Here is a 14,838-nt window from a genome sequence, read left to right as displayed (position 1 = left end):
CTCCACCACGTTCCGGTGCGTGTTCACCACACCCTTCGGCGTCCCACTCGACCCCGACGTGTACATCACGTACGCCGCCTGGTCGGGCGGAACGGGCAGCCGCAGCGGTGCGGTCTCCTCGTATTCCGTGGCGGTCTCCTCGCCCACCCGGATGACCGGCAGCTCCCCGGCGAATTCCGCCCCGCCCGGAAGGCGGTCGGTGAGCAGGAGGGCGGCCTGCGTGTCCCGCAGGATCCAGGCGTGCCGCTCCTGCGGCTGGCGCGCGTCCAGCGGGACGAAGGTGCCGCCCGCCTTCAGGACCGCGAGCATGGCGACGACGTACGCGAAGGAGCGGTCCTGGAAGAGTGCGACCCTGTCCCCCGGGCGCATGCCGGCGTCTACTAGCCGTCGGGCGAGCGCGTCGGACGCCCCGTCCAGCTGCCCGTAGGTCAGCTCGCGCTCCCCGCAGACCAGGGCGACGGACTGCGGTGACCTCGCCGCCCGGGCGGTGAACAACTCGTGCAGCGGAAGCTCGGGGAGGGCCACCGCCGTGCTGTTGTACCCGTCGATGTCGACCGGGTGGGCCTGACCGGCCTGCTGCTGGGGCATCTCGACACACCATTCTCGAAAGTTCGGGGCTGCACCGGGGCGCGCGGCCCGTCGGGGCCGCTGCGGCCGGACCGGCGTCGCGGGCGGGGCGGGCGGGGCGGGGTGGGGTGGGACGGGGCTGAGCGGGGCGGTCAGCCGACGGGCGGCGGGGGCGGTACGGCGGGGAGCAGGAGGTCCTCCGCCGACAGGTCCCCGGTCCGGTACTTGCCGACGGCACTGGTCAGCATTTGCAGCTCCAGGGCGATGCTGGCGACGAGACGCCGCAGTCCGGCGTCGCCGTCCTCGTCGACGGCGAGGAGTGCGGCGCGGCCGAGGCCGACCGCCCTGGCGCCGAGGGCGAGGGCCTTGACGGCGCGGGTGCCCTCCCACATGCGGCCGCTGGCGAGCAGGCAGTGCTCGGTGCGGCCGATGCGCAGCAGGGCTTCGGCGAGCGGCAGGCCGACGTGGCCGAGGAAGCCGGTGGGTGCCCAGGCGGTGCCGGCCTCCGCGCCGTCGACGGTGACGGAGTCCGCGCCGGCCGCCCAGGCGACCCGTGCTGCGTCGGCGACGTCCCGGCCCGGGTGCAGCTTGACCCACACCTTCGCGCGGGGGAAGTTGTTGCGCATCAGCATGACCTGGCGGCGCAGGATTTCGTCGGTGAAGGTGCCGGGGCTGCTGATCCGCAGGATCCGCTCGTCGTCGCCGAAGACCTCGTCGGTGGCGTACTGCTCGTCGAGCCTGCGGGCCGCGTCCCGGTCGAGGACGGTGAGGCCGCCGAGACCGGGCTTCGCGCCCTGGCCGACCTTGAGTTCGAAGGCGAGGCGGCCGGTCGCCAGGAGGGGTTCCGAGACGGGGTCGCTGTAGAGGAGGTTCCACACCTCGGCGTCGGCGTCTTCGGTGGACTGTTGGACGGTGACGCCGCCGTGCTCGTCGTCCGCGGCTGCCGTGTAGGCGGCGATCCGGCCCAGGAGCGGGGAGGCCTGGGTGTCGGCGGCGGCGCGGTAGCCGTTGACGGGGACGACGTTCTCGCCGATCACCATGGGGATGCCGAGGGCCCCGGCCTGTCGGCCGGCGGCCTCGCCGAGGTCGTGGCTGGCGACCTGGGTGGAGCCGAACGCCGACACGTACAGCGGCAGCCGGGAGGTGAAGCCGCCGATCCGGGTGGTGAGGTCGACGTCCGTGTACAGGGGCTCGCGTGCCAGGTCGATGAGCTTCTTCAGCCGGTCTGGCATGAAGACGGGCGGCACGATGCGGGCGTTCTCCAGCAGGTCGTGCGGGTCGCGGCCGGCCGGTGCGGAGCCCAGCATGCCGCTGCCGTAGCCGGAAGGGTCCGGGAAGGCCGCCTCGGCTCCGCGCCGGGCGCGGTGGCGGACCTGCTGCTCCGGGAAGCCCGCGGCGGTGAGTACGGTGCTCATGCGGAGACCACCCCGGGGAGCTTCGGGTAGGCGCTGGCCTGCCAGACGGCGGGGCGGCCGGTGACGTACCGGGTGAAGCGCTCCAGTCCGATGCCGAATCCGGAGCTGGCGGGGATGCCGCGGCGGGCCAGGTCCAGGTACCAGCCGTACTTGGCGGGGTTCTCGCCCGTCTCCCGGATGCGGGTGACGAGGGTGGCGTAGTCGTGCTCGCGTTCGCTGCCGCTGGCGAGTTCGCCGTAGCCCTCGGGGGCGATGAGGTCGAAGTTGCGCAGGATGCCGGGGGCGTCGGCGCGCTCGCAGTCGTAGAAGCCGCGGGATCCCTTGGGGTAGTCGACGACGAAGAACGGGCGGGTGGACGCGGCGGATATCTTCTCCTCACCCTCCCAGTCGATCTCGGCGGCGGGGTCCTGGGGATGCCCGAGGGCGATCAGGTCGGCGGTGGCCCCGGCGTGGTCGACCCGGCCGAAGGCCTGGTCCACGGCCTCGCGCAGGGCGTCCGTGTCCCGGCCGAGGAGCTCCAGCTCGGCGGGCAGGTCCCGGACGACCTCGGCGACGACGTGGGAGACCAGTGCTTCGGCGACGGCCATCGCGTCCTCGCGGCGGGCGTCGCGGATCTCCACGTCGATCTGGTGGAACTCCGCGAGGTGGCGGTGGGTGACGGCGGTCTCCAGGGGTTCGAGCCGCACGTTGGGGGCGATGTAGAAGATCTTGTCGAAGGCGGTCAGCGACGCCTGCTTGTAGAGGATGGCGCTGGTCATCAGCTTGTACTTGTGGCCGTAGAAGTCGACGTCCACCTGCTTGGAGCCACGGATGCCGGGGTCGGTCACCGGCCCGATGACCGGGGGCAGCAGTTCCTGGAAGCCGCGGCCGGTCAGGAAGGCGCGGGTGGCGGCGAGCATGCGGCTCTGGACGCGCAGTGTGGCGCGGGTCTCCTCGGAGGCCAGGTGCGCGTCGATGGAGGCCGGGAGGACGGGCGCGGCAGACGGGGCGGACGGGGCCGGCGGGGCGGACGGGGCCGGCGGGGCGGACGGGGCGGGTGTTTCGGCGGATACCACGGTCATGGGTGCTAGCTCCTGGAAGTGCCGCCGGACAGGCCGGCGAGCGGACGGCGCCGGGTCGGCGAAGGGGTCGGTGTGAGGGCGGGGTCGTCGTGCCGGCTCTGGACGAACGACAGGGCGTCGTAGAGCCCCCGGGCGGTGAGCCGCCCGCTGCGCCGGCTGCTGCGGGCGAGGGGCATCGACCCGATCTCGGACCAGGTCAGCCGGCCCGAGCCGTCGATGTAGCTGCGGGTCCGGCCCGCGTTGTCGGGGTGCAGGCAGTAGGGGACGTCCAGGTAGCCGCGTTCGAAGGCCTTCAGCAGCGCCTGGCCGATGTCCCCGTCGAGGTTCAGCACCGCGTCCACGAGGGCGCGGGCCTCTGCGTAGACCGGGTTGTCGGCGGCTCCCGCCGGTTCGACGGCGGCGCCGATGGCGGGACCTGAGGCCCGGGCGGCGGCGGCCGAGGCGGCGCGCAGCGCCTGGACGTTCTCCGCGACGGTGGGGATGCGGTGTGCTTCCGCGACCGTCTTCACGATCAGCCGGGCCGCGCCGGTGTGCACGGCGAGTTCGGCCGACCGCTCCAGCAGTTCCAGCGCCCCTTCGGGGGAGCGCGGGTACAGCCCCATGTAGGTGTACAGGACGATGTGCCAGTCGGTGTCCGGCAGCATCTCGGCCGCCAGCCGGCGCAGGGCGTGGACCGCCTGCCGGTCCTGTTCGGGGCTGGTCTGCTGGGCGTAGCTCAGCGAGATCGACCGCAGCCCCGCCCGGTGGAAGAACAGCGCTTCGAGGGCGCTGATCGCCACGAGGAGGCCGGGCGGGCAGAGCTGGCCCAGCATGCAGCCGCCGAAGGTCTCCAGGTGGGGCTCGGTGCCGGTGGAGCGGAGCGAGGCGAGGAACTCGCAGCTCTGCTGCCAGTTGCGCACGGAGTCGACCAGCGGGGTGCGCCCGTACGGTAGGCAGTACGAGACGGGCCCGCCCTCGGTGGCGTCCAGGCCCAGCACCGCCAGGGCGGCGATGATCCGCTGGGGGCGTGCCGAGCCGTGCCGGATCTGTACGGGGAACGAGGCGTCGCGCACCCCGTCCAGGACCCAGCGCGAGGTGTGCGGGCTGAACGAGGTGATGGGGTAGCCGTTGAGCGGGACGCCGTCGTTGAGGGCACGCACCGCCGACTGCTCGTCGCCCACCCGGGTGTAGCTGTCGATGGTGACGGTGCCGACGGTGGCCGGGGCGGCCGCCTTGGTGGCCCGGAGGCCCGCCCGCATCAAGGTGGGGTCGGAGAACCCCATCCGCGGCTGCACCACGAGGACGCCGCGGGCGTGGGCGTCCGCCACGTACCGTCCGAAGGACGTCCGTGCCGCGTGCACCGTGGCCGTGGCGGGGGATCGGGTCTGCGGGGACGGGGACGGGGACGGGGACGGCGGCGGGGCCGTACGTCGGAGCGGGCCGGTCACCGGGCCACCTCTCTGTGCAGTGAGCCGACGAAGGCCTCGAAGGAGGCCAGTTCGACGCCCTCCTGGAAGACGGCGTCGAATCCGGCCGCCATCAGTTCCTGCGCCTGCTCCTCCTGCCGGTCGCCGGAGACGCCGAGCTTGCCTCCGATGACGACGGGCATCCCGTCCAGCTCCGGGCGGGACCGCAGGGCGCCGATCAGCGGCCTGGCGTCGTTGAACCCGTGGCCGTTGACGCTACTGACGACCAGCAGATCGGGTTGGTATTTCGCGCAGGACTCGACGATTTCATCCTCGGGAATACAGGGCCCCAGGTTGACGACCTCGTGCCCGAGGTCCTCGAGCATCAGCTGAATGAATACGAGATTCCAGGTGTGGGCGTCGGACGGCAATCCGGTGACGACCACGTCGAGTGACGCCGAGCGGTTACAGGTCGCCAATTCTGCAGGCTTCATTCTTCGCTTCGTCCACATCATTGATGACAACGGGAGAAGGAGGTCTCGCAGTCTCGCGGTCTCGGTCTCGCGGTCTCGCGGCCGGTGCGTTCGGAACTCCCTACGTCCACGAGCCTAGAAGCCGGCAGGGGGCGTCACCGGCGTCGGCGGCGGCAGCGCAGCGGCAGTTGCCGCCCGCGGGAACCCGGTCCTTTCCCTTCCCCGGAATCGGTATCGCCGCGGGAAGGGATCAGGAAGGCGGTCCCGGAAGGTACTCCCGTAAGCATCCAGACCAGGGAGACATCGATGACGAACCGTCAGGCTCCGTCGGCGGAATTCGGCGCCGCGCTGCGGAGCGCCCGCGGGACGGCCGGGCTCACCCAGGAACAGCTTGCCGGGCTCTCGACGGTCAGCGTCCGAGCGATCCGCAATTTGGAGCGGGGCCAGGTGGGGCGCCCCCGCAAGGACACCATCCGCCTCCTGGCCGATGCCATGCGCCTCAGTGACACGCGCCGCGCCGCGCTGGAGCTCGCCGTCGAGGGCGCCTCGACGGGCAAGGCCCTGCGCGACGTGTACAGCGCCGAATTCGCCTTCCCGCCCTCACCCCTGCGCAGTCTGTTCGGTCGGGGAGCCGAACTGCGCGCCCTGGACGAGCTGCTCGGCAGCGAGAGGGAACGCCTGGTCACCATCGTGGGACTGCCCGGCGTGGGCAAGTCCCGGCTCGCACAGGAGGCCGCGCTGCGGGTGCACGCGCACGGCGGGACGCCCGTGCTGTGGCTGCCGATGGACCGCCCGGACGACGTGGTGACCCAGGTGCCGGGCAGACCGCAGTCGGCGATGGTCAGCTGGGTCCGCTCGCTGATAGCGGAGGGCGGCAACCACGAGGAACTGGCCTCGCTCTTCGGGGACAAGGCCACCCTGCTCGTCCTGGACGGCCACGAGGTGTCGCCCGCGGCCAGCCCCGCCCTGATGCACCTGCTGCAGTCCTGTCGGCGGCTCAAGGTCCTGGTCACCTCCCGCCGTTCGCACCACTTCCCCGGCGGCCGGCTGCTGCCCCTCGCGCCGCTGCCGACGACCTGCCAGTCCGGGCCGGCGGCTGGCCGCCCGCTGCCCGGCGACTCGCTCAGCGCACATCGGCCGGCGGTCGAGCTGATGCTCTCGTACGTCAGCCACATGCGCCCCGACCTGCTGCTCACCGACTCGGTCACGGCCACCGTGGCCGAGGTCTGCGAGGCGCTGGACGGCATCCCGCAGGCCCTCGAAGCGGCCGCCTCCTGGCTGCTGCTCTACTCACTCGACCAGCTGCTGGTGCTGGCCCGGGAGAGGCCACTGGCCCTGGTCGAGGGGCCGGCCTCGCTCTCTTCCGGTACCACCGGCGCGCTGGGCGACCTGCTGTCGGCGGCCGTCACGGGGCTCCGGCCGCGCGGGAAGGCCCTGCTGGCCGCGGGGGTGTCCCAGGACTCCCCGTGGACGGTCGACGAGGTGGCCCGCGCCCTGGGCGTCCCGCCGGCCGAGGCGGCCCAGGACGTCCACGCACTGCTCCTGCACGGCCTGATCCGTCAGCTTCCGGCCGAGCCGGGCGGCGCCGCAGGCCGGCCCGGCCGGTTCGCGGTGCTGCACCTCGTACGCGAACTCGTGGCGGCCGGCGGGTACGCCGCCGACGACGGCGGCGGGGCGCGGCCCGCGGCGCAGCTCATGGCCGGCGGTCCCGCGTAGCCGCCGGACCGCTCCCCTCCCCCGTTCCCCTCCCCCCTTCGCCTTGCCCTGCCCCCCCTTCCCGTTCCGCTCCGCTCCGACCGTTCCCGTTCCCGTTCACGTTCCCATTCCCGTTTCCCGTTCCCCTGGAAGAAAGGTGACGGCACACCGTCATGCGCAATCTCATCTCGCTCTCCGATCTGTCCTCCGAAGAACTCGCCCTCATCGTCCGGCGAGCGGTCGCCTTCGGCCGCGGAGAGGTGGACGACCGGCCGCTGGACGGCCGCCGGGTCGGCGTCTTCTTCCGCAAGTCGTCGACGCGGACCCGTACCTCGTTCTGGAGCGGCGCCGTCCGCCTCGGCGCGGACGTCATCACCTTCGGTCCGGACGAGCTCCAGCTCAGCACCGGGGAGACGGTCGAGGACACCGCCCGGGTCCTGGGGGAGTACCTGGACGCGCTCGTCGTGCGCACCAACGGGGACGTGGACGAGATCCGGCGGCTGGGCAGCAACCCCGACCTCGCGGTGGTCAACGCCCTGAGCCTGGACGAGCACCCGACCCAGGCCATCGCCGATCTCGCCACCCTCGCCGAGGCGTTCGGCGACCTGGCGGGGCTGCACGTGCTGGCCGTGGGCGAGGGGAACAGCTCGGGTGCGGCGCTGGCGCTGGCCGCGGCGCTCACGCCCGGGCTGCGGCTGACCCTGCTGTGCCCCAAGGGGTACGAGGTGCCGCAGGCCACCCTCGACCTCGTCGACCGGCTCGGCGGCGGGCGGGCCCTGGTCAGCCAGGTGACCTCGCCCGACGAGGTGTCGGGCCCGGTGGACGCGGTGTACACGAGCCGCTGGCAGACGATGGGCGTGCCGAAGGCGAACCCGGACTGGCTGGCCGACTTCGAAGGGTTCCGCATCGACCGGGGGTTCCTGGAACGGTTCGGCGGCCCGGGCACGGTCTTCCTGCACGACCTGCCCGCCGTGCGCGGCCAGGAGGTCACCGACGAAGTCCTGGACGGGGAGCGCAGCCTCGCCTGGCGCCAGGCCCACCACAAGATGACGGCCGCGATGGCGGTGCTGGAGTGGTGCGTCGTCGGCGCGGACGCCGCCCGGGCGGGCGCCCGGGCGGCTGCCTGATCCGGGGCGTGTGCGGCGGCAACGGCAACATGACGCCGGCGGTGGCGGCGGCGCCCCGGAGGGCACTGCCACCACCGCCGGCGGTGTCGTTCGGGGCGGGCTCAGCCGCCCATGGCCGCGACCGCCGATTTCGGCCGCAGGTCCGTCCAGTGGGCCTCGATATGGTCGGCGCATTCCTGTTTGGTGCCCTCGCCCCGGGCCAGTTCCCAGCCGAGCGGCTGCTGGATGCGAGCCGGCCACAGGGAGTGCTGCCCTTCCTCGTTGACCAGTACGACGTAGCGGCCTTCCGGGTCCTCAAAAGGGTTCGTTGCCACGATTCCTGCCTTTGCTCAAGCGATGACGCAATCCGGCCTGCTGTTCCGGCGCCCACACTAGGAGCCGGTCATGCGGGGTTCGGGCAGCGGCGAAGGCAGATCGGCGGCAGTGTCCGAAGGCGTCCACATCGTGGTACCGCTCATCTTTCAAAGGACATATGATCCATCAGTTGACGAAATCTTGCGATCCGAGCCGTGGGGGGATCAGGGTGGCGGATGCTGATGGGGGGCCACTGCGGTTCAACATCCTGGGGCCGTTGGAGGGCTGGGCGGGCGGCGTGAAGCTCCGCCTCGGCGGCACGATCCAGGAACGGGTGCTCGTCGCGCTGCTGCTGGAGCCCGGCAAGATGCTGCCCGTGTCACGGCTCGTCGACACCGCCTGGGACGAGGATCCGCCCGCGACCGCCGCCCACCAGATACGCAAGGCCGTAGCGGACTTACGCCGGCGCATTCCGGGCGGCAGAGAAGTCGTGGTCACTGAAGGCCCCGGCTACCGGGCCGCCGTCACCGACACCCAGCTGGACCTGAACGAGTTCGGCAACCGGGTGCACGCGGCGAAGGAAGCGGTGGCCGCCGGGCGCCCCGCACAGGCCGTCGAAATGCTGCGCGCCGCCCTGGCCCTGTGGCGCGGTCCGCTCCTCGCCGGTGAGGGCGGCCCGGTCATCGAGACGGCGTCCGTCGTCCTCGAGGAGAGCCGGCTGGCCGCCGCCGAGCAGTTCTTCGACCTCCGCCTGAGCCTCGGCGAGGCCGCGGACGTCGTGGTGGACCTGCGCGGACTCGTCCACCAGCACCCCCTGCACGAGACACTGCGCGGCCAACTGATGCTCGCGCTGTACCGGTCGGGCCAGCAGGCCGCGGCACTGGAGGAGTACACCAAGGTCCGCGAGCTGCTCGTCGAGGAGCTCGGCGTCGATCCGGGTCCGCAGCTCACCAGGATGTACGAGGGGATCCTCCAGGAGAGCCCCGAACTGGCGGGTGCCGAACCGCCCTCGCTCGCCGTGCTCCCCGCCCCCGCGCCCGAGGGGTCCCGGGCCCCCTCCACTCTGCCCAACGACCTCGCGGACTTCACCGGCCGGGAACGGGAACTCCAGGAGCTGCTGCACTACGCACGCGCCGAAAGCAAACGGGCCACCCAGATCGTGGCGCTCGACGGCATGGGCGGCAGCGGCAAGACCTCGCTGGCGGTACGGGCCGCACACCGGCTCACCCCCGACTATCCCGACGGCCAGATCCACATCGACCTGCGCGGCTACACGCCCGGCGAGCAGCCGATCACCACCGGCGCCGCCCTCGACACCCTGCTGCAGGCCATGGGTGTGCCCGGGCACCGGGTACCGGAGGACGTCGTCGGCCGGGCGACCCTGTGGCGGGCCACCCTCGTCGGCAAACGGCTGCTGCTCCTCGTCGACAACGCGGCGGACACCGCCGCGATCCGGCCCCTGTTACCCGCCTCGCCGGGGAGTCTGGTCCTGGTCACCAGCCGGGCGCGGCTGGTGGACCTCGACGGGGCCGACTGGATCTCCATCGACATCATGGCGCCCGAGGAGAGCGCGGCCCTGGTCGCCGACACCCTCGGCGTGCAGCGGGTGGCCGCGGAACCCGAGGCCGCCGCCGAGCTGGCCCGGCTGTGCGGGCACCTCCCGCTCGCCCTGCGCATCGCGACGGCCCGGCTGCGCAACCGCCCGCGGTGGACCGTGGCGTACCTGGTCGACCGGCTGCGGGACGAGACCCGCAGGCTGGACGAGCTCAGCTCGGGCGAGCGGAGCGTCGCCGCCACGCTGCGGCTGTCGTACCAGACCCTGGACGAGGAGTCCCGGACGGCCTTCCGGATCCTAGCGCTCCACCCCGGCGGGGACATCGACGTCCACTCGGCGGCGGCGCTGCTGGGCATGGGCACCCGCGACGCCGAGGACATCCTGGAACGGCTCCTCGACGTGCACCTGGTGCAGCAGCCCGAGATCGGCCTGTACACCCTGCACGACCTGGTGCGCAGCTTCGCTCAGAGCCTGCGCGGCGAGCCCACCGGACGCGCCGACGCCGACGCGCTGGAAAGGCTGTTCGACTACTACCTGACGGCCACCGAGGCGGCCTGCGAGATCCTCTTCCCCGGCCGGCACCGCCGGCCCACGGGGATCGTGGAGTGGACGGCGGGGCTTCCCGACTTCCGGGACGCCGAGCGCACCCAGGCCTGGTTCACCAGGGAGCACGCCGGGCTGCTGTCGATCGTCGCCCTGGCCGAGCGGCTCGGCTACGACCGGCACGCGGTGTGCCTGACGCGCAACATCGTCTTCCAGCTCAACGCGCGGGGCCAACTGCACGAGTTCGCGGAGCTCTGCCGGCTGGCGGTCACGGCCGCCCGGCGGCTGGGCGACCTCGCGCTGCTGGGGGTGAGCCTGTCGAACCTGGGTGTGGCCTGCTGGAAGCTGGGCCGGCTCGGCGAGGGCGTGACGGTGGCCGAGGAGGGCCGTGACGTGGCCGCCCGGATGGGCGACCTGCAGACGGAGGCGCACAGCGAGAGCACGCTCGGCCTGTACAAGAGCCTGCTGGGGCAGTTCCCCGAAGCCCTGGCCCACCTCCGGCGGGCGGTCGCCTGCGAGCGCGAGCTCAACTCGCCGCGGGCGGAGGCCGAGAGCCTCACCGCCCTCAGCGCGCTGTACGAGCAGTGGGGCAGGCACCGGGAGGCCGTCGAGGCGGCCCGCCGGGCGGTGGACCTCGCCGCGCAGCTGGGCCGGCGGGGCGTCGAGCTCGTCGCACTGACCGACCTCGCCTTCGCGCACACCGGTCTCGGCGAGTACGAGGCGGCCGACCGGGCGCTGGCCCGGGCGCGCGGGCTGTACGACGAGTCAATGGACCAGGGCCATGCGGCCATGGCGCTGGCGCTGTCCGCCGACACGGCCGAGCGGCTGCAACGGCCCGAGGAGGCGGCCGGGTTCGCGGACCGGGCGCTGGCCCTGGTCCGGGAAGGCTCGTCGCCGCTGCGGCAGGCGAAGGTCGAGAACATGATCGGTCGGGTCCTGGAGCGGAAGCGGGAGCACGCGCGGGCGCTGGACCTGCACAGCAGCGCGTACGAGCTCGCCTCGGGCGTCGGCTACCGCATCGAGGAGGCGTACGCCCTGGCCGGGATGGCCCGGGCGGCCGCGGCCCTCGGTGCCGAGGAGGAGGCGGCCGAGCACGGGGCCGCTGCGGAGGAGTTGTTCTCCGCGATGGGAGTGGCGCCCGGGGTCCGGCGCAGCTGACCGCCGTACGCGTGGAGGCGGCCCGCCAGGAGTCTCGCGGGCCGCCTGCGGTGCTGGCGGGCCGTCAGCCCTTGGGGACGGGGATGATGACGGTCGGCCCCTTGTCCTCTGCGGAGATGTGGTGGCCGCCCTGCTGCCCCGTCTGGTGGTCGATGCCGGCCGCCGCGCCGAGCCCCAGCGCCAGCGCCGCGACGACGATCCCGATCGACTTGGTCAGCTTGCGTCCCATGTTCCCGCCCCCTGTGTCTGGCCTGCTCTGTCCGACACCTCGAATATGGCTGGAGCAATTCCTCAAAGGTTCCCGCTCCGTTCCCGCCGCCGGGAACGGAGCGGGAGCGGGCCGCCGGCCTGCGGGAACGATCGGGAGCCGGGTCCGCTGCGGGCCCGGGCCTAGGGTTCGGGGACGGTCTCCGTGCCGCCGCGCAGCCGGCAGGACAGCACGCGGGGTCCCTGCGGCGTCAGTGCGACCACGGTGTGCGCGGGTCCGGACTCGTGCCCCGCCATGTCGAGCAGGGCCCGAACCGCCGAGCGCAGCACGGCCCGGTCGGCCTCGGCGGGCTCGGGGGCGGGGCCGGTGGTGCCGGTGCCGCTGCGGAGTCGGGCGGTGATGCGGGTGACGTGGTGCATGCCGGTCCGGGTCATGGTGTCGACGCCGAACTCGATGCCGTCCCAGGCGCGGTGGCCGCTGCCGCTGTCCGGGGGGCGTTCGGTGCCGATGTGCTCGGCCCACCGTTCGACGGCCGTCAGGTCCTGGAGGGTACGGCTCAGTCGGTCCGCGGTCGGCGGCCGGTACGGGTGTCCCACGTGATGCTCCTCTGCAAAGGGCTGGTGCCTCAGGGGGACACGGTGCCGCCTGCCGGTCCTGTTCTCCTCCCGGCTCCTTCCCGGCTCCCGCGCCGCCGGTGCCGGCAGGGGTAACGGTGCCGTTGCCGGTCGACCGCGGGCCGCGGCATCAAGGGGCACCTTCGATCGGCAGTTTCACTCCCGTATGCGCGAATTCATGGCTTCTCCCCATCGGATGGGGTTAGCGTCTCCATATTCCCTCACCCGGCGGCGCATCGGACCGTCTGGGTCCCGTCACGACCGCTATTCGTTTGCGCCGCTCACCGGAGCCTTTCGGAGGAACCGCACACATGAGGCAGATGGTAAATTGGCTGACGCCTTCCTTCGCCGCCCTTCACGACCGTCCCAAGATAGCCACCCTGGGACCCGCGGGAACGAGCAGCGAAGTCGCTGCGGGCGTCGTCTGGCAGAGCCTGGACGGCACCGTCCCCGACATCCGCGACATCGAGCTGCACCGGACGTACGAGGACGCAGCCGAAGCGCTGCTCAATCGTGACGTGAACTATCTGGTCGTGGCGAATGCGTACAGCGGGATCAGCGAGTTCTACATGAACACCCGGCTCACCCTCGCCGGTGTTTTCGTGATGGACACGCCGCATTACGGAATCGCCCGGGTGCCCGGCCGGCCCGTCCCGGAGAGGCCGGTGGTCGCCACCCACCCGGCGCCGCGCGCACTGGTGGACGAACTCCTGCCGAGCACGTTCAGCGACCGCGAGATCCTGCAGGTCACGTCGACGAGCATGGCCGCCAGGGCGGTTCGGGACGGCATCACGGACCTGGCCCTGACGACCAAACCGGCCGCCGAGGCCACCGGCCTGGAATTCATCTCCAGGACCCGCGTGATCAGGATGCTCTGGTCCGTTTTCACGACGGACGACGACGCGTTCGCCCAGCTCGCCACGGACACCGCCGACGTACGGAGGACGACCCATGCTCATGCTTGACGGGAAGGAGGTCCGCGCCGCCTTCCCCATGGCCGAGGCGATTTCCGTCATGGCGGACGCACTGCGCGGATTTTCCTCCGGAAAGGTCACCCAGCCGCTCCGCTCGGTCCTCGCGCCACCTTCCGAGCAGGGGGTGTTCGCGATGATGCCGGCCCATGTGGAGGGCCTCGGCTACGGATTCAAGGCCATCATGCACAATCCTGGTAACCGGGCCCGCGGACTCGGGACGCACATCGGCACGGTCTGCGTTTTCGACCCGGTCACCGGTGAATTGTCGGCGGTTCTCGACGGCAGTGCGGTAACGGCCATTCGCACGGCCGCCGTCTCCGCCGTGGCAACCCGGGCACTGGCCCGGGAAGATGCGGGCGATCTCGCAATTCTCGGCTCTGGAACCCAGGCGCGGACGCACCTCGAAGCCATGCGGCTGGTGCGGGACGTACGCCGGGTCCGGGTGTGGTCGCGTACCGCGGGGCACGCGCGGGCCTTCCGCGACTGGGCCGGCGGCCGGGGCGTGGCCGTGGAGGTCGCGGCCACCGCGCAGGACGCGCTGCGCGGCGCGGACCTCGTGTGCACGACGACCTCGGCGGGCGAGCCGGTGGTCCTGCCCGGGCACCTCGCCCCGGGCGCCCATGTGAACGCCGTCGGCGCGTCCGTGCGCGGGGCCCGGGAACTGGCCCCCGCCGAGGTCGCCCGCTGCCGGGTCTACGTGGACAGCAGGGAGTCGGCGCTGAACGAGTCCAGTGACCTCTGCGACCCGATCGCCGAAGGCCTGATCGGCGAGAAGGACATCAGGGGCGAGATCGGAGAGGTGCTCCTCGGCACGGCCGAAGGACGCACCGGGCCGGAGGAGATCACCTTGTTCAAGTCCCTGGGGCTGGCCGTCGAGGACGTGGCCGCCGGATTCTCGATCGCGGCGCGGGCGCGGAAGGGCGGTACCGGTGCTGACCTCTGAGGTGCGGCCGCCGAGTCTGCGGGGTACCCGGCTCTTCGTCGTCGACGCCTTCGCGAAGCGTCCGTTCACGGGCAATCCGGCAGCGGTGTGCCTGCTGGAGGAGCCCCGGGACGAGACGTGGATGCAGTCCTTGGCCCGGGAGATGAACCTCTCCGAGACCGCGTTCGTCAGCTCCCGCGGCGACGGGTACGAGCTGCGCTGGTTCACTCCGGCCAAGGAGGTCGACCTCTGCGGCCACGCGACCCTGGCGAGCGCCCACGTGCTGTGGCAGCGCGGCGCGCGGGAGCGGCAGATCGACTTCCACACCCGCAGCGGCGTCCTCAGCGTCCACCGCAACGGCCACGGGATCGTCATGCGCTTCCCGGCGGAGCGCGCGGTCGAGGCCGAGCGGCCTGCCGGCCTGTGCGAGGCGCTGGGCGTGGAGCCCGTGTGGATCGGCCGGAACCGGTTCGACTACCTCGTGGAGGTCGCCGACGCGGAGGTGGTGGGCGACCTCAAGCCCGACTTCGCCGCCCTCGCCGGGGTGCCGACCCGCGGGGTGATCGTGACCGCCCGCGGCGGCTCGCACACGGAGTTCGACTTCGTCTCCCGGTTCTTCGCACCGGCGTACGGGGTCGACGAGGACCCGGTCACCGGGTCGGCCCACTGCTGCTTGGGCCCGTACTGGGCCGAGCGGCTGGGCCGCGCCGAGCTGCGGGGCTACCAGATGTCCCGCCGCGGGGGAACGGTCCACGTCACCGTCGCCGAAGACCACGTCCTGCTGGGCGGCACCGCGGTGACCATCACGGCCGGCACGTCGATCCAGTGACCCGGCGCAACGCAACGG

The 14,838-nt window shown here is 72.5% G+C and carries 14 protein-coding genes; 6 read left to right on the top strand and 8 right to left on the bottom strand.

The window, feature by feature from the left end; all coding sequences use genetic code 11:
* The 5 genes from ACFV7Q_RS11690 to ACFV7Q_RS11670 form a co-directional block, all read right to left on the bottom strand.
* Positions 1-588 (bottom strand): AMP-binding protein (locus ACFV7Q_RS11690; protein ID WP_385426923.1); only part of this gene is annotated, 588 nt, incomplete at its 3' end.
* Positions 589-719: 131 nt separating this feature from the next.
* Positions 720-1,982 (bottom strand): glutamate synthase-related protein, encoded by a 1,263-nt coding sequence (locus tag ACFV7Q_RS11685; protein ID WP_385426920.1) that lies wholly within the window; start codon positions 1,980-1,982, stop codon positions 720-722.
* The gene (locus ACFV7Q_RS11680) at positions 1,979-3,043 is read right to left on the bottom strand and encodes an asparagine synthetase A (RefSeq protein WP_385426918.1); all 1,065 of its coding nucleotides are present in this window, start codon (positions 3,041-3,043) and stop codon (positions 1,979-1,981) included. Before ACFV7Q_RS11680 ends, ACFV7Q_RS11685 begins: the two co-directional genes overlap by 4 nt.
* A gap of 5 nt (positions 3,044-3,048) precedes the next feature.
* Positions 3,049-4,383, bottom strand: a complete 1,335-nt coding sequence (locus ACFV7Q_RS11675; RefSeq protein WP_385426937.1) for a methylaspartate mutase — start codon at positions 4,381-4,383, stop codon at positions 3,049-3,051.
* 83 nt (positions 4,384-4,466) lie between these two features.
* Entirely contained in the window at positions 4,467-4,922 is a 456-nt protein-coding gene (locus tag ACFV7Q_RS11670) for a cobalamin B12-binding domain-containing protein (protein WP_385426915.1), read from the bottom strand.
* Between the two features lie 285 nt (positions 4,923-5,207).
* Between ACFV7Q_RS11670 and ACFV7Q_RS11665 the strand changes: the two genes are divergently transcribed.
* Together ACFV7Q_RS11665 and ACFV7Q_RS11660 are read left to right on the top strand one after the other, a co-directional pair.
* Positions 5,208-6,617 carry a helix-turn-helix domain-containing protein gene (locus ACFV7Q_RS11665; protein WP_385426912.1) on the top strand — a complete coding sequence of 470 codons (1,410 nt, stop codon included), beginning with the start codon at positions 5,208-5,210 and terminating at the stop codon, positions 6,615-6,617.
* Positions 6,618-6,769: 152 nt separating this feature from the next.
* Positions 6,770-7,723 carry an ornithine carbamoyltransferase gene (locus ACFV7Q_RS11660; protein ID WP_385426909.1) on the top strand — a complete coding sequence of 318 codons (954 nt, stop codon included), beginning with the start codon at positions 6,770-6,772 and terminating at the stop codon, positions 7,721-7,723.
* A 101-nt stretch (positions 7,724-7,824) separates the two neighbouring features.
* Here the strand turns inward: ACFV7Q_RS11660 and ACFV7Q_RS11655 are convergent, their stop codons facing one another.
* Complete coding sequence (locus ACFV7Q_RS11655) at positions 7,825-8,037, bottom strand: MbtH family protein (protein WP_385426907.1); 213 nt, start codon at positions 8,035-8,037, stop codon at positions 7,825-7,827.
* Between the two features lie 209 nt (positions 8,038-8,246).
* Between ACFV7Q_RS11655 and ACFV7Q_RS11650 the strand changes: the two genes are divergently transcribed.
* Positions 8,247-11,273 (top strand): BTAD domain-containing putative transcriptional regulator, encoded by a 3,027-nt coding sequence (locus ACFV7Q_RS11650; protein WP_385426905.1) that lies wholly within the window; start codon positions 8,247-8,249, stop codon positions 11,271-11,273.
* A 64-nt stretch (positions 11,274-11,337) separates the two neighbouring features.
* On the opposite strand, the gene ACFV7Q_RS11645 is transcribed toward ACFV7Q_RS11650, so the two are convergent.
* Both ACFV7Q_RS11645 and ACFV7Q_RS11640 read right to left on the bottom strand, forming a co-directional pair.
* Positions 11,338-11,502: a hypothetical protein gene (locus tag ACFV7Q_RS11645; protein WP_385426902.1), complete on the bottom strand. Its 165-nt coding sequence runs from the start codon at positions 11,500-11,502 to the stop codon at positions 11,338-11,340.
* Between the two features lie 161 nt (positions 11,503-11,663).
* A complete protein-coding gene (locus tag ACFV7Q_RS11640; RefSeq protein ID WP_385426899.1) occupies positions 11,664-12,077 on the bottom strand; it encodes a hypothetical protein in 414 nt (137 codons plus the stop codon).
* Between the two features lie 329 nt (positions 12,078-12,406).
* On the opposite strand from ACFV7Q_RS11640, the gene ACFV7Q_RS11635 reads away from it, so the two are divergent.
* From ACFV7Q_RS11635 to ACFV7Q_RS11625, 3 genes are read left to right on the top strand one after another with little or no spacing between them, the layout of a single operon-like run.
* The gene (locus ACFV7Q_RS11635) at positions 12,407-13,060 is read left to right on the top strand and encodes a prephenate dehydratase domain-containing protein (RefSeq protein WP_385426896.1); all 654 of its coding nucleotides are present in this window, start codon (positions 12,407-12,409) and stop codon (positions 13,058-13,060) included.
* Entirely contained in the window at positions 13,047-14,012 is a 966-nt protein-coding gene (locus tag ACFV7Q_RS11630) for an ornithine cyclodeaminase family protein (protein WP_385426894.1), read from the top strand. The genes ACFV7Q_RS11635 and ACFV7Q_RS11630 overlap by 14 nt, the downstream gene beginning before the upstream one ends.
* Complete coding sequence (locus tag ACFV7Q_RS11625) at positions 13,999-14,820, top strand: PhzF family phenazine biosynthesis protein (RefSeq protein WP_385426891.1); 822 nt, start codon at positions 13,999-14,001, stop codon at positions 14,818-14,820. The genes ACFV7Q_RS11630 and ACFV7Q_RS11625 overlap by 14 nt, the downstream gene beginning before the upstream one ends.
* Positions 14,821-14,838 lie beyond the last annotated feature (18 nt).

It is taken from the genome of Streptomyces sp. NPDC059851, from assembly GCF_042732005.1.
GTDB lineage: Bacteria > Actinomycetota > Actinomycetes > Streptomycetales > Streptomycetaceae > Streptomyces.
Note: the sequence above shows the minus strand (reverse complement) of the source record. Positions and strands in the feature narration are given on the sequence as shown.

Excerpts from the sequence above, each read along its gene's own strand:
- ACFV7Q_RS11685 (WP_385426920.1), bottom strand. The coding sequence starts at position 1,982 with ATGAGCACCGTACTCACCGCCGCGGGCTTCCCGGAGCAGCAGGTCCGC.
- ACFV7Q_RS11635 (WP_385426896.1), top strand. The coding sequence starts at position 12,407 with ATGAGGCAGATGGTAAATTGGCTGACGCCTTCCTTCGCCGCCCTTCAC.
- ACFV7Q_RS11660 (WP_385426909.1), top strand. The coding sequence starts at position 6,770 with ATGCGCAATCTCATCTCGCTCTCCGATCTGTCCTCCGAAGAACTCGCC.
- ACFV7Q_RS11670 (WP_385426915.1), bottom strand. The coding sequence starts at position 4,922 with ATGAAGCCTGCAGAATTGGCGACCTGTAACCGCTCGGCGTCACTCGAC.
- ACFV7Q_RS11665 (WP_385426912.1), top strand. The coding sequence starts at position 5,208 with ATGACGAACCGTCAGGCTCCGTCGGCGGAATTCGGCGCCGCGCTGCGG.
- ACFV7Q_RS11630 (WP_385426894.1), top strand. The coding sequence starts at position 13,047 with ATGCTCATGCTTGACGGGAAGGAGGTCCGCGCCGCCTTCCCCATGGCC.
- ACFV7Q_RS11645 (WP_385426902.1), bottom strand. The coding sequence starts at position 11,502 with ATGGGACGCAAGCTGACCAAGTCGATCGGGATCGTCGTCGCGGCGCTG.
- ACFV7Q_RS11680 (WP_385426918.1), bottom strand. The coding sequence starts at position 3,043 with ATGACCGTGGTATCCGCCGAAACACCCGCCCCGTCCGCCCCGCCGGCC.